Genomic DNA, 14,527 nt, shown 5'->3' with positions numbered 1-14,527 from the left:
TCCGTTCCTATCTGATGAATCCAACATATTCTCTCTTCATTAACAATCCATTAATTTGACGAGATAACTCAAGAACAACCCCAATAACAATTAAAAGACTTGTTCCTCCTAAACCAATGGAACTTGGGAGATTCCAAAAGTTAGTAGCTAATTGAGGTAATAATGCAACTAAGCCTAAAAATACTGAACCTACAGTTGATAATTTAATCAACATTTTTGAAATATAATTCTGGGTATCTTTTCCTGGCCAAACGCTAGGAATGTAAGCACCTTGTTTTTGTAAGTTTTCTGCTAGCTTCTCAGGGTTAACCTGTACAAAAGCATAGAAGAATGTAAATAAGATAATTAAAAAGGTGTAGATAATAACTCCAGGTGTAGTTTGTAAACTAAAGATCTGGTTCATTACTTTAAACCATTGCTGATCACCTTGGGTTCTTTGAAAGGCCATTAAAATTGTTGCCGGTGTAACAATAAAAGAACTGGCAAAAATAACTGGAATAACTCCAGATACATTAACCTTTAATGGTAGAAAACTTTCAGAACCACTAATCGTCGCTCTTCTTGTATACTGAATAGGAATACGACGATCAGCTTGTTCAACCCACGTAACCAATTGGGTTACGATAAGGATTGCAACTATAATCGCGATGAAGAACAAAATACCTTGCCAACGATCACTGGCACTATTATTAATAACCCCTTCTTTATAGATTTGCCATAAACCACTAGGTAATCTTGCAATAATACCAGCAAAGATAATTACTGATACACCATTTCCAAGACCTTTATCTGTGATTTCATCACCCAACCATGTTAACAACATGGTTCCGGCAGTCATGATAATAGCAATTTCTATATAGGTTTGTGGAGTTTGGCTTTTTACTAACCCCATTTGAGTTAAAGCGTTAAAACCAAGTGTAATACCAATACTTTGAACAAAAGCAACTACTAATGTTAAGTATCTAGTAACTTGATTTGTTTTACGACGCCCAACTTCACCTTGTTTTCCCCATTCTACTAATGTAGGTACGATATCCATTTGCAATAATTGAATTACAATTTGTGCCGTAATGTAGGGAGAAACACCCAAGGAGAATATTGAATAGTTATCTAGTCCACCACCAGATACAGTATCTAGCATTGGAACTAGTCCAGTTTGAGCAACCTGCGTGATCGCCTTTGCATTAATACCAGGAACAGCAATATTAGCACCAATCCGGTATATTAAAAGAATAAAGAGAGTAAAATAAATCTTATTTCTAATTTCTTTATCCTTAAATGCGTTCTTCAAGGTCGAAAACATTAGATCACCTCAACAGTTCCGCCAGCGGCTTCAACTGCTTTCTTAGCAGCTGCGGAAACTTTGTTAACCTTTACAGTTAATTTAACTTTCAATTCACCGTTGCCAAGTAACTTAACGCCCGATAATTCTTTCTTTACCAAACCGTTTTCTTTAAGAGTTTCAACAGTTACTTCACTGCCGTCATTGAACTTATTTAAGTCATCTAAGTTTACAATTGCATATTCTTTACGGTTAATATTCTTGAAACCACGCTTTGGCATAGTTCTGAACAATGGCATTTGACCACCTTCAAAACCTAAACGTGTATGACCGCCTTGACGAGCCAATTGACCCTTTTGACCACGGCCAGAAGTCTTACCGTAACCACTTGAAGTACCACGACCAACACGCTTTCTATTGCGACGTGAGCCTTCAGCAGAATGTAATTCATGAAGCTTCATTAATTTGGCACCTCCTTGATATCTTATTTATTAATCTCTTCAACAGAGATTAAGTGAGCAATTTTTAATAATGCACCGCGAGTAGCAGCGTTGTCTGGAAGAACAACAGTACTATTTACTCTACCTAAGCCAAGAGCTTTAACAGTCTTTCTTTGTTCAGGTAGACTGTGAGCAGCACTTCTAATTAAAGTAATCTTTAAATCAGTCATCTATGATCTCCCTAATCTAAGCTCTTTCAGGTTGACGAAGTTTATTTACTTCTTCGCTAGTTCTAAGCTTCTTCAAACCATCAATAGTTGCACGAACAACGTTGATTGGAGTATTAGAACCAAGTGACTTTGAAGTTACGTCTGAAATACCAGCCATATCCATAACGATACGTACGGCACCACCGGCAGCAACACCAGAACCAGCTTCAGCAGGCTTCAATAAAATGTTACCTGAACCGTAGTGACCAATAACTTCATGAGGAATAGTAGTACCAACCTTAGGTACGTTAATCATCTTCTTCTTACCGTCTTCTACAGCCTTACGGATTGCTTCTGGGACTTCTTGAGCTTTACCAGTACCAAAGCCTACACGGCCTTTCTTGTCGCCAACAACAACAAGAGCAGCAAATCTCATACGGCGACCACCCTTAACAACCTTAGTGATACGGTTAACAGCGACTAATTGATCTTCGATATCGTCTTTGTTTCTGCGATTATTACGAGAATCATTACGGTTTGCCATGTGTTAATTCTCCTTTCCTAGAAATCTAATCCGTTTTCACGAGCAGCATCAGCTAATGCTTGAATACGGCCGTGGTATAAGTAACCACTTCTATCAAATACAACAGTAGAAATGTTCTTAGCCTTTGCAGCTTCAGCAATAGCCTTACCTACAGCAGTAGCTTGTTCTACCTTAGTTGCATCTTCTGATACGTTTTCATCCAAACTTGAGGCGCTTGCAAGCGTAACACCCGCTACGTCATCAATTAATTGAGCGTAGATGTTTTTATTTGAACGAAAAATGCTTAAGCGTGGGCGCTCAGCAGTACCAGAAATCTTGCTACGAATACGTTTATGACGCTTTAAGCGTAACTTATTTTTATCTGGTTTAGAAATCACAATTTCACCTCAAAATAACTACTTATTACTTACCAGTCTTACCTTCCTTACGACGTACGTATTCATCAACATAACGAATACCTTTACCCTTATAAGGTTCTGGTGGACGTACGGCGCGGATTTCAGCTGCAAATTGACCTACATCTTGCTTTGAAACACCTTCAACTTCTACATCAGTTGCTGAAGTTGCCTTAACAGTAACACCTTCTGGTGCAGTCAATACAACTGGGTGAGAATAACCAACGTTTAAAGTAACCTTGTTGCCTTGTACTTGTGCACGGTAACCAACACCGATTAACTTCAAAGTCTTCTTATAACCGTTAACTACACCTTCGATCATTGAAGCCAAGTTAGCTCTTTCAGTACCGTGAAGTGCTTTATCACTTTCGCTTGAACGTGAAAAGTTAATTTCACCATCTTTTTGTTCAAAAGTGATCTTTGGATCGAAGTATCTAGTTAATTCACCCTTAGGGCCCTTAACAGTAATGTTGTCGCCGTCCTTGGTAACAGTGACACTGTCAGGGACTTCAATAGTCTTTAAACCGATTCGGCTCATTAATTGTTCTCCTTTCTGTCAGTATTACCAAACGTAGGCAATTACTTCGCCGCCAACGTTCTTTTGTCTTGCTTCTTTGTCAGTAATAACACCAGCAGAAGTAGAAACGATGGCAATGCCTAAACCATTGAGAACTTTAGGTAAGTCTTCAGCACTTACGTAGTTTCTAAGACCTGGCTTAGAAATACGCTTTAAGCCTGAAATAACACGTTCTCCATTTGGACCATATTTCAAGAATACCTTGATAACGCCTTGCTTGTTATCATCAGCAACTTCGTAATCACGGATGAAACCCTCACGTTTCAAAATTTCTGAAATAGACTTTTTAATATTTGATGCAGGAATTTCAACTGAATCGTGCTTTGCCATGTTGGCATTTCTGATTCTAGTCAAGTAATCTGCGATTGGATCTGTCATGACCATTTAAGCTATCCTCCTAACCGTATACTACCAACTAGCCTTTTTAAGACCAGGGATTTGACCCTTGTGTGCTAATTCCTTTAAGCAAATACGGCATAAACCGAATTTACGGTACACGGAATGTGGACGACCACATCTCTCGCAACGTGTATATTCGCGTGAAGAGAACTTAGCAGGACGACGATTTCTGATTTTTTGTGATGTTTTAGCCATTAATGTCCTCCACTATCTTGCAAACGGCATACCAAATTGAATCAAAAGTTCACGAGCTTCTTCATCAGTCTTGGCAGTAGTTACGATAACAATGTCTAAACCTCTAGTACGGTTAACTTTATCAAAATCGATTTCTGGAAAAATCAATTGTTCCTTAACACCTAAAGTGTAGTTACCACGACCATCAAATGAACGAGTTGATACACCACGGAAGTCACGAACACGTGGAAGAGAAACATTGATTAACTTGTATAAGAAGTCATACATTCTGTCGCCTCTAAGAGTTACCTTAGCACCGATAGACATACCTTCACGTAAACGGAAGTTAGCGATTGACTTCTTTGCCTTAGTAATTAATGGCTTTTGACCAGAAATTAAAGTTAATTCTTCAACAGCTTCATCCAAGTTCTTGGCGTTAGAAACAGCGTCACCGACACCCATGTTCAAAACGATCTTATCGATCTTTGGAATTTGCATTGATGACTTGTAATCAAACTTTTCTGCCAATGCAGGAGCTACTTTTTCTTTGTATTCTTCAGCTAAATAACTTGCCATTTGTGTCCTCCCTTCTACTTATCTTCTTTTTTACTAATTACTTTAACGTTTGATGCATGAATTGAACCTTCTGATTCAACTACACCACCGTTAGCGTTGGTTTGAGAAGGCTTTTGGTGCTTCTTAATCTTGTTAACACCCTTAACAACTACACGGTTCTTCTTAACATTAACAGAAAGAACAGTACCTTCTTTACCTTTATCTTTTCCGGCAATAACTTTTACCTTGTCACCAGTTTTAACGAACATCAGTGCACCTCACTATCAATTATAAGACTTCAGGAGCAAGAGAGACGATCTTCATAAAGTCGTACTCACGTAACTCACGTGCAACTGGCCCAAAGATACGAGTACCACGTGGGCTCTTATCTGCGTTAATAATTACTCCAGCATTTTCATCGAATTTGATGTATGAACCATCTTCACGACGTACACCTGACTTTGTTCTGACAATTACAGCTTTTACAACGTCGCCTTTTTTGACAACGCCACCTGGTGTTGCTTGCTTAACAGTACATACAACGATGTCACCAATGTTACCAGTCTTACGCTTTGAACCGCCTAAGACTCTAATAACTAAAAGTTCTCTGGCACCAGAGTTATCAGCAACCTTTAAACGAGATTCGTTTTGAATCACTGTAGAATCCTCCCCTCACTAAATCCGCAAATTAAACAGATTTCTTAACAATCTTTACTAAACGGAAGCGCTTCTTACGAGATAATGGACGGGTTTCCATGATACGTACAGTATCGCCAACTTTAGCTTCGTTATTTTCGTCTTGTGCGTAGTACTTCTTAGAATATCTAATACGCTTGCTGTAAACTGGGTGGTTCTTGTAAGTATCAACAACGACTACGATAGTCTTGTCCATCTTATCAGAAACTACACGACCTTGGTATACGTGACGACGATTTCTTTCGTTTGTTTCGCTCAAGTTAATAGCTCCCTTCCACTAATTGTTTTCTAATGCTTTTTCGCTCAGAATAGTCTTAATTCTGGCGATATTCTTGCGGACTTTACTCAAGCGAGCGGTATTTTCTAATTGACCCGTTGCTTGTTGGAAACGCAAATTAAAGAGCTCTTCTTTATATTGCTTTTCTTTTTCTAACATTTGATCAGTGGTTAATGCTCTGATATCTTTAGCCTTCATTAGATTCGCCACCTACTTCCGAACTTCTAGTTACAAACTTAGTCTTAATTGGTAACTTAGTTGAAGCAAGTCTCAAAGCTTCACGAGCAGTTGCTTCATCAACACCACCAATTTCAAACATAATCTTTTCTCTCTTAACTACAGCTACCCAACCTGCAGGTGCACCTTTACCAGAACCCATACGTACACCTACACCTTTTGCAGTGTATGACTTTTGAGGGAAAATTCTAATCCAAACTTTACCGCCACGCTTCATGTAACGTGTCATAGCAACACGAGCAGCTTCGATTTGACGGTTAGTAATCCAATGTGATTCGAGGGCTTCAAGACCGTATTCACCAAAGGCAATATATTTACCACCTTTAGCAGCACCACGCATCTTACCACGGAATTCACGACGGTGTTTTACTCGTTTTGGTACTAAAGGCATTATCTATTTCCTCCCTTCGCTGGCTTTGAAGCTGGCTTGTTCTTACGAGTAGGTAAGATTTCGCCACGGTTGATCCAAACTCGAACACCAATTTCACCATAAGTAGTGAAGGCATTTACCCAAGCGTAATCAATATCAGCTCTCAAAGTTTGTAATGGAACACGACCTTCTGTGTGCCATTCTCTTCTTGCCATGTCGGCACCGTTCAAACGACCAGAAGTTTGAACCTTAATACCCTTGGCACCAGCACGCATAGCTCTTTGAGTAGCTTGACGCATAGCACGTCTGAAAGCAATACGAGCTTCAAGTTGACGAGCAATACTATCTGCTACCAATTCAGCATCAAGATCTGGTTTCTTAATTTCAACAATATTAATGTGAACTTGCTTGCCAGTTAAAGCATTTAATTGCTTTCTCAATGCTTCAACTTCAGAACCACCTTTACCAATTACCATACCTGGCTTTGCAGTGTGAATTGAAATGTTAATTCTGTTAGCTGCACGTTCAATTTCAACAGTGGATACTGAAGCATCCTTCAATTTCTTTGAAATAAACTTTCTGATTCGAAGGTCTTCATTTAAAGTTTCTTTGTATCCTTTGTCAGCATACCATTTTGATTCCCAATCATGGATGACACCGAGACGAAAACCGTTTGGGTTAATCTTTTGACCCATTAATATACCTCCCTTAATCGTTCTTTTCTGAAACTACTACAACTACGTGACTGGTTCTCTTGTTAATTGGAGAAGCCATACCCTTAGCACGGGGACGGAATCTCTTCAAAGTAGCACCTTCGTTTACATATGCTTCTGATACGTAAAGATTTGCACTTTCAAGATCGTAGTTGTGTTCTGCGTTAGCAATTGCTGAACGTAAAACTTTTTCAACGATTGGGGAAGCAGCTCTAGGCGTAAATTCTAAGATTGCTAATGCTTCGGCAACGCTCTTACCACGAATTAAGTCAACGACCAAACGAGCTTTTCTTGGAGCAATGCGAACAGTTCTTGCTTCTGCCTTAGCTGAACTAATTTGTTCTGCCATTTAGATGTTTCTCCTTCCTCTATTTTGCTGTGGTTTTATCTTCAGTGGATTTGTGTCCATGGAAAGTTCTTGTTGGAACAAATTCACCTAACTTATGACCAACCATATCTTCAGTAATATATACTGGGACATGTTTTCTACCATCGTAAACAGCTATAGTCAACCCAACAAAGGAAGGGAAAATAGTTGAACGACGTGACCAAGTTTTAATAACTTGCTTCTTATCTGCATCTGCTTGTGCATCAACCTTCTTTAATAATGATGCATCAGCAAAAGGACCTTTTTTAATACTACGGCTCATTAATTAACCCTCCTTCTATTACTTGCTACCTTTACGGTGACGAATGATTAACTTCTCGCTAGCCTTCTTGGTATCTCTAGTCTTGATACCACGAGCCTTCTTACCCCATGGAGTCATAGGTTGTGGACGACCAACTGGAGCCTTACCTTCACCACCACCATGTGGGTGATCGTTAGGGTTCATTACGGAACCACGTGATTGAGGACGCTTGCCTAACCAACGCTTACGACCAGCTTTACCTAATTTAATTAATGAATGTTGTTCGTTACCTACAACACCGATAGTTGCACGGCATGATGACAAGATCTTACGAACTTCACCACTTTGTAATCTTACTAAAGTGTAGTCACCATCAACACCCAAAACTTGAGCAGAAGCACCAGCACTTCTTACAAGTTGGCCACCCTTGCCTGGCTTTAATTCAATGTTGTGAATTGAAGTACCAGATGGGATGTTCTTTAATGCTAATGCGTTACCTGGCTTAATGTCAACTGAATCGCCTGATTCAACGATATCGCCAACCTTTAATCCCTTAGGTGCTAAGATGTAAGCTTTAATACCATCAGTGTAGTGAAGCAATGCAATGTTAGCAGTTCTGTTTGGATCGTATTCGATAGCCTTTACAACTGCCTTTGTATTGTCCTTGTTACGCTTAAAGTCGATGATACGGTATTTTTGTTTGTGACCACCACCACGGTGTCTTACAGTGATGTGACCATATGAGTTACGACCTGCAGTATGTGATTGTGATTCAAGTAAAGTCTTTTCAGGCTTTGTCTTGGTAATCTCAGCAAAGTCGGAAGAAGTCATATGACGACGACCATTAGTGGTTGGCTTGTAAATCTTAATAGCCAATTGACTGACCTCCTATTACTTGTTGTCTTCTTTATTTTCGTCTTGGAAAATCTTGATGTCGTTTGAATCGTTAGTCAAAGTAACGATTGCCTTTCTACGACGAGCAGTCTTACCAGTGTAACGACCTACTCGCTTGTCTTTACCGCGAACATTCATAATGTTAACGTTCTTTACCTTAACATCGAAGATTTCTTCAACAGCATTGCGAACTTGTGTTTTGGTTGCAGTTAAAAGCACGTCGAATGTGTACTTCTTATCATCCATTAAGTTCGTGGACTTTTCAGTAATGACGGGTCTTAAAATGATATCGCGTACGTCCATTAAGCCAAAACCTCCTCGATCTTCTTAACAGCATCTTGAGTCAAGATTAACTTACCATAGTTAACTGCGTCTTCAACGTTTAAACCGTTAACTGGAACAGCCTTAACCTTAGCTAAGTTTCTGGCGGAAAGTTGTACATTGTTATCATCTGAAACAATTAAAACTTTACCATCAACATTTAAGCTGTTTAACATTGATACTAAATCCTTAGTCTTAGGTGCTGACATAGCCAACTTATCTAAAACAATCAAATCCTTATCAATCATCTTTTGGGAAAGAACTGACTTAATAGCCAAACGACGTTGCTTTCTTGGCATCGTGTATGCGTATGAACGAGGTGTTGGGCCAAACACTGTACCACCACCACGCCATTGTGGAGATCTGATAGAACCTTGACGAGCACGACCAGTACCCTTTTGTCTCCAAGGCTTCTTACCACCACCGCGAACGGCAGATCTGTTCTTAACCTTTGAGGTACCTTGACGCTTACCGGCTCTTTGTCTAATGATTGCTTCAAAAACGACACTTTCGTTAGGTTCAATACCAAAAACTTTATCGTTTAAAGTAACTTCACCAGAATCTTTACCGTTTTGATCCATAACTTTTAAATTAGCCATTCTAGTCCTCCTTCCTATTTATCAGCCTTAACAGCTTTAGAAGCAGTCTTAACAACGATCAATGAGTTCTTAGCACCTGGAACATTGCCCTTGATCATCAATACGTTCTTGTCTGCTACAACTTTTTCAATTACTAAGTTTTCAATGGTAACTTTCTTCATACCCATGTGACCTGGCAAACGCTTGCCCTTGGGTACACGGTTAATGATGGAACCCATTGAACCAGGAATTCTATGGTATCTTGAACCGTGGGTTTCTGGTCCTCTTGATTGGCCCCAACGCTTGATGTTACCTTGGTATCCATGACCTCTTGAAGTACCAGTAACGTTTACAACGTCACCTTCCTTGAATGTATCCACAGTAACTTCTGAGCCGACTTCATAGTCCTTAAGCTCAACACCGCGGATTTCCCGAATGAAGCGCTTAGGTGAAGTCTTTGCTTTATCAGCATGACCTTTTTCTGGTTTGTTGCTCAAAACTTCACGTTTGTCTTGGTAACCTAATTGAACAGCTTCGTAACCGTCTGATTCAACAGTCTTAACTTGCATAACAACGTTAGGAGTTGCTTCTACAACTGTTACAGGAACAAGGACACCATCTTTAGTAAAGATTTGAGTCATACCAACTTTTCTTCCTAAGATTCCTTTGGTCATGATTACACCTCTTTCTATTTAAATTACAATTTAATTTCGATGTCTACGCCACTTGGAAGATCAAGTTTCATTAATGAATCAACAGTCTTAGGTGTTGGATTCAAAATGTCGATTAAACGCTTGTGAGTACGCATTTCGAATTGTTCACGTGAGTCCTTGTTCTTGTGTGGTGAACGAAGAACAGTGAATAAAGTTCTTTCTGTTGGAAGAGGAACCGGACCTGAAATTTCAGCACCAGTTCTCTTTGCAGTAGCTACGATCTTAGCAGCTGATTCATCGAGAATACCGTGTTCGTAAGACTTAAGTCTAATACGAATTGTTTGACTTGCCATTAAATTACCCCCTTAACGTCTTCTTTAAAAGATGACTTGCTCGGCAAAAATTCCCCGCACGCCACTGTGGCAATGCAGCCTGGCGTGCCGCAACCTTTTGCGTCAACACTTTACAAAAATATTAATTGCCCAGGACACAATTGTCCCTTAAGCACAAAAACTATTGTACTTTGTCTTCCCCTAAATATCAAGGCTTACGGGCATTTTTTCTTAAAAAGATTTACAAAAAAGAGTTATTGAAAATTCTCAATAACTCTTTTTTATATGTAATTGTTTTCAATTAAGCTAAAAGTATTAAAACTTTTTATCGTTAAAAATTATTCAGCTTCGCCGCCGCGTTTCTTAATGATATCAGCTTGAATTGACTTAGGTGTTGGTGAGTAGTGATCAAATACCATAGTAAATGTACCACGACCTTGAGTTGATGAACGCAAAGTAGTTGCGTAACCAAACATTTCTGAAAGTGGAACAAATGAGTTAATGACCTTAGCACCGGCTCTGTCTTCCATACCTTCCATAGTACCACGACGAGCAGTGATTGAACCCATAACATCACCTAAGTATTCTTCTGGAGTAGTTACTTGAACCTTCATAATTGGTTCCAAGATAACAGCGCCAGCCTTTGAAGCAGCATTCTTCAAAGCAAGTGAAGCAGCAACCTTGAAGGCAGCTTCTGATGAGTCGACTTCGTGGTAACTACCATCGTAAAGCTTAGCCTTAACGTCAATTAATGGGTAACCTGCAAGAACACCATTCTTCATAGCTTCTTGTAAACCTTGGTCAACTGAAGGAATGAATTCACGAGGAACAACACCACCAACGATGGCATCTTCAAATTCGTAACCCTTACCCTCTTCGTTAGGAGTAAAGTCAATCCAAACGTCACCGTATTGACCTTTACCACCTGATTGACGAACAAACTTACCTTGAGCCTTAGCTTCCTTAGTGAAGGTTTCACGGTAAGCAACTTGTGGTTCACCGATCTTAGCATCAACGTTAAATTCACGTCTCATACGTTCAACCATGATATCAAGGTGAAGTTCACCCATACCTGAGATCAAAGTTTGACCAGTTTCTGGGTTAGTTTCAGCTCTAAAGGTTGGGTCTTCTTCAGTAAGCTTTTGCAAAGCAACATCCATCTTATCACGGTCAGCCTTTGACTTAGGTTCAACAGAAACTTGGATAACTGGATCTGGAACTTTCAAGCTTTCCAAAATAAGTGGGTGATCTGGGTCAGTTAATGAGTCACCAGTAGTGGTGTTCTTCAAACCGATGGCACCGGCAATATCACCTGAGAATACTTCTGGAATTTCAGTTCTTGAGTTGGCGTGCATTTGAAGCAAACGACCTACACGTTCACGTGAGTTCTTTGATGCGTTCAAAACGTATGAACCTGATTCAAGAGAACCAGTGTAAACACGGATGAATGTCAAACGACCTACGAATGGGTCAGTAGCAATCTTAAATGCAAGAGCTGCAAATGGCTTCTTGTCGTCAGCCATAAGTTCAACTTCGTCACCAGTCTTAGGATCGTGAGCAACATAAGGCTTAACATCAAGTGGTGATGGCAAGTAGTCAATAACACCATCAAGCATCATTTGAACACCCTTGTTCTTGAATGCTGAACCAGCATATACTGGGAAGAATTCCAAGTTCAAAGTAGCCTTACGGATAGCTGCCTTTAATTCGTCGTTAGAAATTTCTTCACCGCCAAGGTATTTTTCCATGATGCCGTCGTCAACATCAGCAACAGCTTCAATTAATTCACCACGACGCTTTTCAGCTTCTTCCTTGTATTGATCAGGAATTGGTACAGTAGCCCACTTTGAACCAAGCTTGTCTTCGTCGTAGATATCAGCAACCATGTTAATTAAGTCGATGACACCTTCAAAAGTATCAGCTGAACCGATTGGCATTTGAACTGCGTGAGCGTTAGCGTTTAAACGTTCGTGCAATGACTTAACTGACTTATCAAAGTCAGCACCAATCTTATCCATCTTGTTAACAAAAACAATACGAGGAACACCGTAAGTTTCAGCTTGACGCCATACGTTTTCAGTTTGTGGTTCAACACCAGCTTGAGCATCAAGAACAGTTACAGCACCATCAAGAACACGAAGTGAACGTTCAACTTCGATAGTGAAGTCAACGTGTCCTGGGGTATCGATAATGTTAATTCTGTGGTCCTTCCATTGTGCAGTAGTGGCTGCAGAAGTAATAGTGATACCACGTTCCTTTTCTTCATCCATCCAGTCCATTTGTGAATCACCTTCGTGAGTTTCACCAATTTTGTGGATCTTACCAGTGTAGTAAAGGATACGTTCAGTAGTAGTAGTCTTACCCGCATCAATGTGGGCCATAATACCAATGTTACGTGTCTTTGCTAATGGAAATTCACGCTTGTTAGCCATAAATTGTTTCTCTCCTTAAATTAAAACGAACAAATTAGAAGCGGTAGTGTGCAAATGCACGGTTAGCTTCAGCCATACGGTGAACGTCTTCACGCTTCTTAACAGCTGAACCAGTGTTGTTTGAAGCGTCAATGATTTCGTTAGCTAATCGTTCATCCATAGTGTGTTCGTTACGTAAACGAGCATATGAAACAAGCCATCTTAAACCTAAAGTAGTTCTTCTTTCAGGACGTACTTCAACTGGGATTTGGTAGTTTGAACCACCGATACGGCGAGCTCTAACTTCCAAAACTGGCATAACGTTGTTCATAGCTTCTTCAAATACATCAAGTGGTTCCTTACCAGTCTTGTCTTGAACAATGTTGAAAGCATCGTAAAGGATTGAAGATGCCTTAGCTCTCTTACCATCAATCATCAAGTGGTTAATTAACTTGGTAACAAGCTTTGAGTTGTAAACTGGATCTGCTAAAACGGCTCTTTTAGTTACGTGACCTTTTCTAGGCATTATTTAACTCCTCCTTTAATCTTTCTTAGTACCGTACTTAGAACGGCTTTGCTTTCTGCCATCAACACCGGCAGTATCGAGGGCACCACGAATGATGTGGTAACGAACACCAGGAAGGTCCTTTACACGACCACCACGAATTAAAACAACTGAGTGTTCTTGCAAGTTGTGGCCTTCACCTGGAATGTAAGCAGTAACTTCGATTAAGTTTGAAAGACGTACACGAGCGTACTTACGTAAAGCTGAGTTAGGCTTCTTTGGAGTCATAGTACCAACACGAGTTGCAACACCACGCATTTGTGGAGCTGGGTTGAATACTGATTCCTTCTTTATACTGTTGTAGCTGTAATTCAAAGCAGGTGACTTTGACTTAGTAACCTTTGAATGACGGCCTTTTCTTACCAATTGATTAATGGTTGGCATTAAAATTTCCTCCTAAAATTACTATTTTGTTCACACATCCGGGAGTTTCTTTTTAAACTCACGAATAGACTGTTCAAAACATACAAACACTATTGTACTCGGTTTTTAAGAGAAATCAAACTTTTTCAAAATAAAAAAAGAAAAGTGATGATTTTTTGCGTATTAAATAGTGAGGTGATTTTTTTGAATTTAATTTATCTTTTTACTAATTTTGTAATTGGAACTTGTATTGCATCCCACATGGCTGTAATTTTTGATCGATGGGAGAATAAAAATTTTATTTTTTCTCGTTCCTATTGCAAATATTGTCACTTTGAATTATCCCTGCTGGACGAGATTCCCATTATTTCTTATTTACTATTAAGAGGACGTTGTCGTTATTGCAAGCAACCTATTCCAAGCGAATTGTTTTTATTTGAATTGGTGGAAGGATTTGCTTTTTCTCTAATTGATTTCAGCTCTATTAATGGCATTACGAATTCTGTATTCCTTTCCTCTCTTCTTTTAACTGCCATCTCTGATTTCTATGAAAATGAATTCGATCTATTATTTCTTTTCCCTGCAATGTTTATTGCTACCTTCGAAAATAAACTTTCTGCTTTTACGACCTTAGATTTTATTTCCTTCGTATCAATTATTTCAATTTTTTGTTGGAATATTATTAAACATAAAATGGGATTAGGCGATCTATTAATTTATCTCGCTATTGCCAGTTACTTAACGCCTTCTACTGCTAACATAATATTTTTATTTGCCTGCTTCTTGCTTTTATTATTTTTTGCAATTGAAAACAATGATGCCAACTATCACTATCCTTTCATTCCTTTTATCTTTTTAGGACTAATTTTTACGCAATTCTTAAACTAAAAAAGCGTTCCTACTTTATGAATAG

The 14,527-nt window shown here is 39.2% G+C and carries 26 protein-coding genes; 1 reads left to right on the top strand and 25 read right to left on the bottom strand.

Annotated features, from left to right (window positions below; genetic code table 11):
* Nucleotides 1–7 precede the first annotated feature (7 nt).
* From secY to rpsL, 25 genes are all read right to left on the bottom strand, one after another.
* Nucleotides 8–1,303, bottom strand: a complete 1,296-nt coding sequence (gene secY, locus HMPREF0518_RS02650; RefSeq protein WP_003625811.1) for a preprotein translocase subunit SecY — start codon at nt 1,301–1,303, stop codon at nt 8–10.
* A complete protein-coding gene (gene rplO / locus HMPREF0518_RS02645) occupies nt 1,303–1,743 on the bottom strand; it encodes a 50S ribosomal protein L15 (RefSeq protein ID WP_003625809.1) in 441 nt (146 codons plus the stop codon). Before rplO ends, secY begins: the two co-directional genes overlap by 1 nt.
* 23 nt (nt 1,744–1,766) lie before the next feature.
* On the bottom strand, nt 1,767–1,952 hold the full coding sequence (gene rpmD / locus HMPREF0518_RS02640; protein ID WP_003625808.1) for a 50S ribosomal protein L30: 186 nt from the start codon (nt 1,950–1,952) through the stop codon (nt 1,767–1,769).
* Nucleotides 1,953–1,968: 16 nt separating this feature from the next.
* On the bottom strand, nt 1,969–2,475 hold the full coding sequence (gene rpsE, locus HMPREF0518_RS02635) for a 30S ribosomal protein S5 (RefSeq protein WP_003625807.1): 507 nt from the start codon (nt 2,473–2,475) through the stop codon (nt 1,969–1,971).
* A gap of 17 nt (nt 2,476–2,492) precedes the next feature.
* Entirely contained in the window at nt 2,493–2,852 is a 360-nt protein-coding gene (gene rplR / locus HMPREF0518_RS02630; protein ID WP_003625805.1) for a 50S ribosomal protein L18, read from the bottom strand.
* Nucleotides 2,853–2,877: 25 nt separating this feature from the next.
* Nucleotides 2,878–3,408 carry a 50S ribosomal protein L6 gene (gene rplF / locus HMPREF0518_RS02625; protein WP_003625803.1) on the bottom strand — a complete coding sequence of 177 codons (531 nt, stop codon included), beginning with the start codon at nt 3,406–3,408 and terminating at the stop codon, nt 2,878–2,880.
* Between the two features lie 24 nt (nt 3,409–3,432).
* Nucleotides 3,433–3,831, bottom strand: coding sequence for a 30S ribosomal protein S8 (gene rpsH / locus HMPREF0518_RS02620; RefSeq protein ID WP_003625802.1), 399 nt, complete (start codon nt 3,829–3,831; stop codon nt 3,433–3,435).
* A gap of 24 nt (nt 3,832–3,855) precedes the next feature.
* A complete protein-coding gene (locus tag HMPREF0518_RS02615; RefSeq protein WP_003549037.1) occupies nt 3,856–4,041 on the bottom strand; it encodes a type Z 30S ribosomal protein S14 in 186 nt (61 codons plus the stop codon).
* 12 nt (nt 4,042–4,053) lie between these two features.
* Nucleotides 4,054–4,596 carry a 50S ribosomal protein L5 gene (gene rplE, locus HMPREF0518_RS02610; protein ID WP_003625800.1) on the bottom strand — a complete coding sequence of 181 codons (543 nt, stop codon included), beginning with the start codon at nt 4,594–4,596 and terminating at the stop codon, nt 4,054–4,056.
* Between the two features lie 14 nt (nt 4,597–4,610).
* Nucleotides 4,611–4,844 (bottom strand): 50S ribosomal protein L24, encoded by a 234-nt coding sequence (rplX, locus tag HMPREF0518_RS02605; protein WP_003549035.1) that lies wholly within the window; start codon nt 4,842–4,844, stop codon nt 4,611–4,613.
* Between the two features lie 19 nt (nt 4,845–4,863).
* Entirely contained in the window at nt 4,864–5,232 is a 369-nt protein-coding gene (gene rplN, locus HMPREF0518_RS02600; protein WP_003625798.1) for a 50S ribosomal protein L14, read from the bottom strand.
* A gap of 31 nt (nt 5,233–5,263) precedes the next feature.
* On the bottom strand, nt 5,264–5,530 hold the full coding sequence (rpsQ, locus tag HMPREF0518_RS02595) for a 30S ribosomal protein S17 (protein ID WP_003631302.1): 267 nt from the start codon (nt 5,528–5,530) through the stop codon (nt 5,264–5,266).
* A gap of 18 nt (nt 5,531–5,548) precedes the next feature.
* Nucleotides 5,549–5,746: a 50S ribosomal protein L29 gene (rpmC, locus tag HMPREF0518_RS02590; RefSeq protein WP_003625794.1), complete on the bottom strand. Its 198-nt coding sequence runs from the start codon at nt 5,744–5,746 to the stop codon at nt 5,549–5,551.
* A complete protein-coding gene (gene rplP / locus HMPREF0518_RS02585) occupies nt 5,736–6,176 on the bottom strand; it encodes a 50S ribosomal protein L16 (protein WP_003625792.1) in 441 nt (146 codons plus the stop codon). Before rplP ends, rpmC begins: the two co-directional genes overlap by 11 nt.
* The gene (gene rpsC, locus HMPREF0518_RS02580; RefSeq protein WP_003625790.1) at nt 6,176–6,850 is read right to left on the bottom strand and encodes a 30S ribosomal protein S3; all 675 of its coding nucleotides are present in this window, start codon (nt 6,848–6,850) and stop codon (nt 6,176–6,178) included. Before rpsC ends, rplP begins: the two co-directional genes overlap by 1 nt.
* A gap of 13 nt (nt 6,851–6,863) precedes the next feature.
* A complete protein-coding gene (gene rplV, locus HMPREF0518_RS02575) occupies nt 6,864–7,217 on the bottom strand; it encodes a 50S ribosomal protein L22 (RefSeq protein ID WP_003625788.1) in 354 nt (117 codons plus the stop codon).
* 19 nt (nt 7,218–7,236) lie between these two features.
* Entirely contained in the window at nt 7,237–7,518 is a 282-nt protein-coding gene (gene rpsS, locus HMPREF0518_RS02570) for a 30S ribosomal protein S19 (RefSeq protein ID WP_003625786.1), read from the bottom strand.
* An 18-nt stretch (nt 7,519–7,536) separates the two neighbouring features.
* Nucleotides 7,537–8,373, bottom strand: coding sequence for a 50S ribosomal protein L2 (rplB, locus tag HMPREF0518_RS02565; RefSeq protein ID WP_003631301.1), 837 nt, complete (start codon nt 8,371–8,373; stop codon nt 7,537–7,539).
* Between the two features lie 15 nt (nt 8,374–8,388).
* Nucleotides 8,389–8,694 carry a 50S ribosomal protein L23 gene (gene rplW / locus HMPREF0518_RS02560; RefSeq protein WP_003625782.1) on the bottom strand — a complete coding sequence of 102 codons (306 nt, stop codon included), beginning with the start codon at nt 8,692–8,694 and terminating at the stop codon, nt 8,389–8,391.
* Nucleotides 8,694–9,311, bottom strand: a complete 618-nt coding sequence (rplD, locus tag HMPREF0518_RS02555) for a 50S ribosomal protein L4 (protein ID WP_003625778.1) — start codon at nt 9,309–9,311, stop codon at nt 8,694–8,696. Before rplD ends, rplW begins: the two co-directional genes overlap by 1 nt.
* Nucleotides 9,312–9,325: 14 nt before the next feature.
* Nucleotides 9,326–9,964 carry a 50S ribosomal protein L3 gene (gene rplC / locus HMPREF0518_RS02550; RefSeq protein ID WP_003625776.1) on the bottom strand — a complete coding sequence of 213 codons (639 nt, stop codon included), beginning with the start codon at nt 9,962–9,964 and terminating at the stop codon, nt 9,326–9,328.
* A 23-nt stretch (nt 9,965–9,987) separates the two neighbouring features.
* A complete protein-coding gene (gene rpsJ / locus HMPREF0518_RS02545) occupies nt 9,988–10,296 on the bottom strand; it encodes a 30S ribosomal protein S10 (protein WP_003549023.1) in 309 nt (102 codons plus the stop codon).
* A 317-nt stretch (nt 10,297–10,613) separates the two neighbouring features.
* Nucleotides 10,614–12,707, bottom strand: a complete 2,094-nt coding sequence (gene fusA / locus HMPREF0518_RS02540; protein WP_003625774.1) for an elongation factor G — start codon at nt 12,705–12,707, stop codon at nt 10,614–10,616.
* Nucleotides 12,708–12,741: 34 nt separating this feature from the next.
* Complete coding sequence (gene rpsG / locus HMPREF0518_RS02535) at nt 12,742–13,212, bottom strand: 30S ribosomal protein S7 (protein ID WP_003625773.1); 471 nt, start codon at nt 13,210–13,212, stop codon at nt 12,742–12,744.
* Nucleotides 13,213–13,227: 15 nt separating this feature from the next.
* Nucleotides 13,228–13,635, bottom strand: a complete 408-nt coding sequence (gene rpsL / locus HMPREF0518_RS02530) for a 30S ribosomal protein S12 (RefSeq protein ID WP_003625772.1) — start codon at nt 13,633–13,635, stop codon at nt 13,228–13,230.
* 183 nt (nt 13,636–13,818) lie between these two features.
* Between rpsL and HMPREF0518_RS02525 the strand changes: the two genes are divergently transcribed.
* Nucleotides 13,819–14,502, top strand: a complete 684-nt coding sequence (locus tag HMPREF0518_RS02525; protein ID WP_023191557.1) for a prepilin peptidase — start codon at nt 13,819–13,821, stop codon at nt 14,500–14,502.
* Nucleotides 14,503–14,527: the final 25 nt, after the last annotated feature.

It is taken from the genome of Lactobacillus helveticus DSM 20075 = CGMCC 1.1877, assembly GCF_000160855.1.
Classification (GTDB): domain Bacteria; phylum Bacillota; class Bacilli; order Lactobacillales; family Lactobacillaceae; genus Lactobacillus; species Lactobacillus helveticus.
Note: the sequence above shows the minus strand (reverse complement) of the source record. Positions and strands in the feature narration are given on the sequence as shown.

Bases quoted from the DNA above. Each gene is read 5' to 3' on its own strand.
- rplC (WP_003625776.1), bottom strand. From the start codon at position 9,964: ATGACCAAAGGAATCTTAGGAAGAAAAGTTGGTATGACTCAAATCTTT.
- rpsE (WP_003625807.1), bottom strand. From the start codon at position 2,475: ATGGCAAACCGTAATGATTCTCGTAATAATCGCAGAAACAAAGACGAT.
- rplV (WP_003625788.1), bottom strand. From the start codon at position 7,217: ATGGCAGAACAAATTAGTTCAGCTAAGGCAGAAGCAAGAACTGTTCGC.
- fusA (WP_003625774.1), bottom strand. From the start codon at position 12,707: ATGGCTAACAAGCGTGAATTTCCATTAGCAAAGACACGTAACATTGGT.
- rpsS (WP_003625786.1), bottom strand. From the start codon at position 7,518: ATGAGCCGTAGTATTAAAAAAGGTCCTTTTGCTGATGCATCATTATTA.
- rpsJ (WP_003549023.1), bottom strand. From the start codon at position 10,296: ATGGCAAGTCAAACAATTCGTATTAGACTTAAGTCTTACGAACACGGT.
- rpsG (WP_003625773.1), bottom strand. From the start codon at position 13,212: ATGCCTAGAAAAGGTCACGTAACTAAAAGAGCCGTTTTAGCAGATCCA.
- rplE (WP_003625800.1), bottom strand. From the start codon at position 4,596: ATGGCAAGTTATTTAGCTGAAGAATACAAAGAAAAAGTAGCTCCTGCA.
- rplD (WP_003625778.1), bottom strand. From the start codon at position 9,311: ATGGCTAATTTAAAAGTTATGGATCAAAACGGTAAAGATTCTGGTGAA.
- HMPREF0518_RS02615 (WP_003549037.1), bottom strand. From the start codon at position 4,041: ATGGCTAAAACATCACAAAAAATCAGAAATCGTCGTCCTGCTAAGTTC.
- rpsL (WP_003625772.1), bottom strand. From the start codon at position 13,635: ATGCCAACCATTAATCAATTGGTAAGAAAAGGCCGTCATTCAAAGGTT.
- rplX (WP_003549035.1), bottom strand. From the start codon at position 4,844: ATGTTCGTTAAAACTGGTGACAAGGTAAAAGTTATTGCCGGAAAAGAT.
- rplP (WP_003625792.1), bottom strand. From the start codon at position 6,176: ATGCCTTTAGTACCAAAACGAGTAAAACACCGTCGTGAATTCCGTGGT.
- rpmC (WP_003625794.1), bottom strand. From the start codon at position 5,746: ATGAAGGCTAAAGATATCAGAGCATTAACCACTGATCAAATGTTAGAA.
- rpsC (WP_003625790.1), bottom strand. From the start codon at position 6,850: ATGGGTCAAAAGATTAACCCAAACGGTTTTCGTCTCGGTGTCATCCAT.
- rpsH (WP_003625802.1), bottom strand. From the start codon at position 3,831: ATGGTCATGACAGATCCAATCGCAGATTACTTGACTAGAATCAGAAAT.
- rplW (WP_003625782.1), bottom strand. From the start codon at position 8,694: ATGGACGTACGCGATATCATTTTAAGACCCGTCATTACTGAAAAGTCC.
- rplO (WP_003625809.1), bottom strand. From the start codon at position 1,743: ATGAAGCTTCATGAATTACATTCTGCTGAAGGCTCACGTCGCAATAGA.
- rpmD (WP_003625808.1), bottom strand. From the start codon at position 1,952: ATGACTGATTTAAAGATTACTTTAATTAGAAGTGCTGCTCACAGTCTA.
- secY (WP_003625811.1), bottom strand. From the start codon at position 1,303: ATGTTTTCGACCTTGAAGAACGCATTTAAGGATAAAGAAATTAGAAAT.
- rplF (WP_003625803.1), bottom strand. From the start codon at position 3,408: ATGAGCCGAATCGGTTTAAAGACTATTGAAGTCCCTGACAGTGTCACT.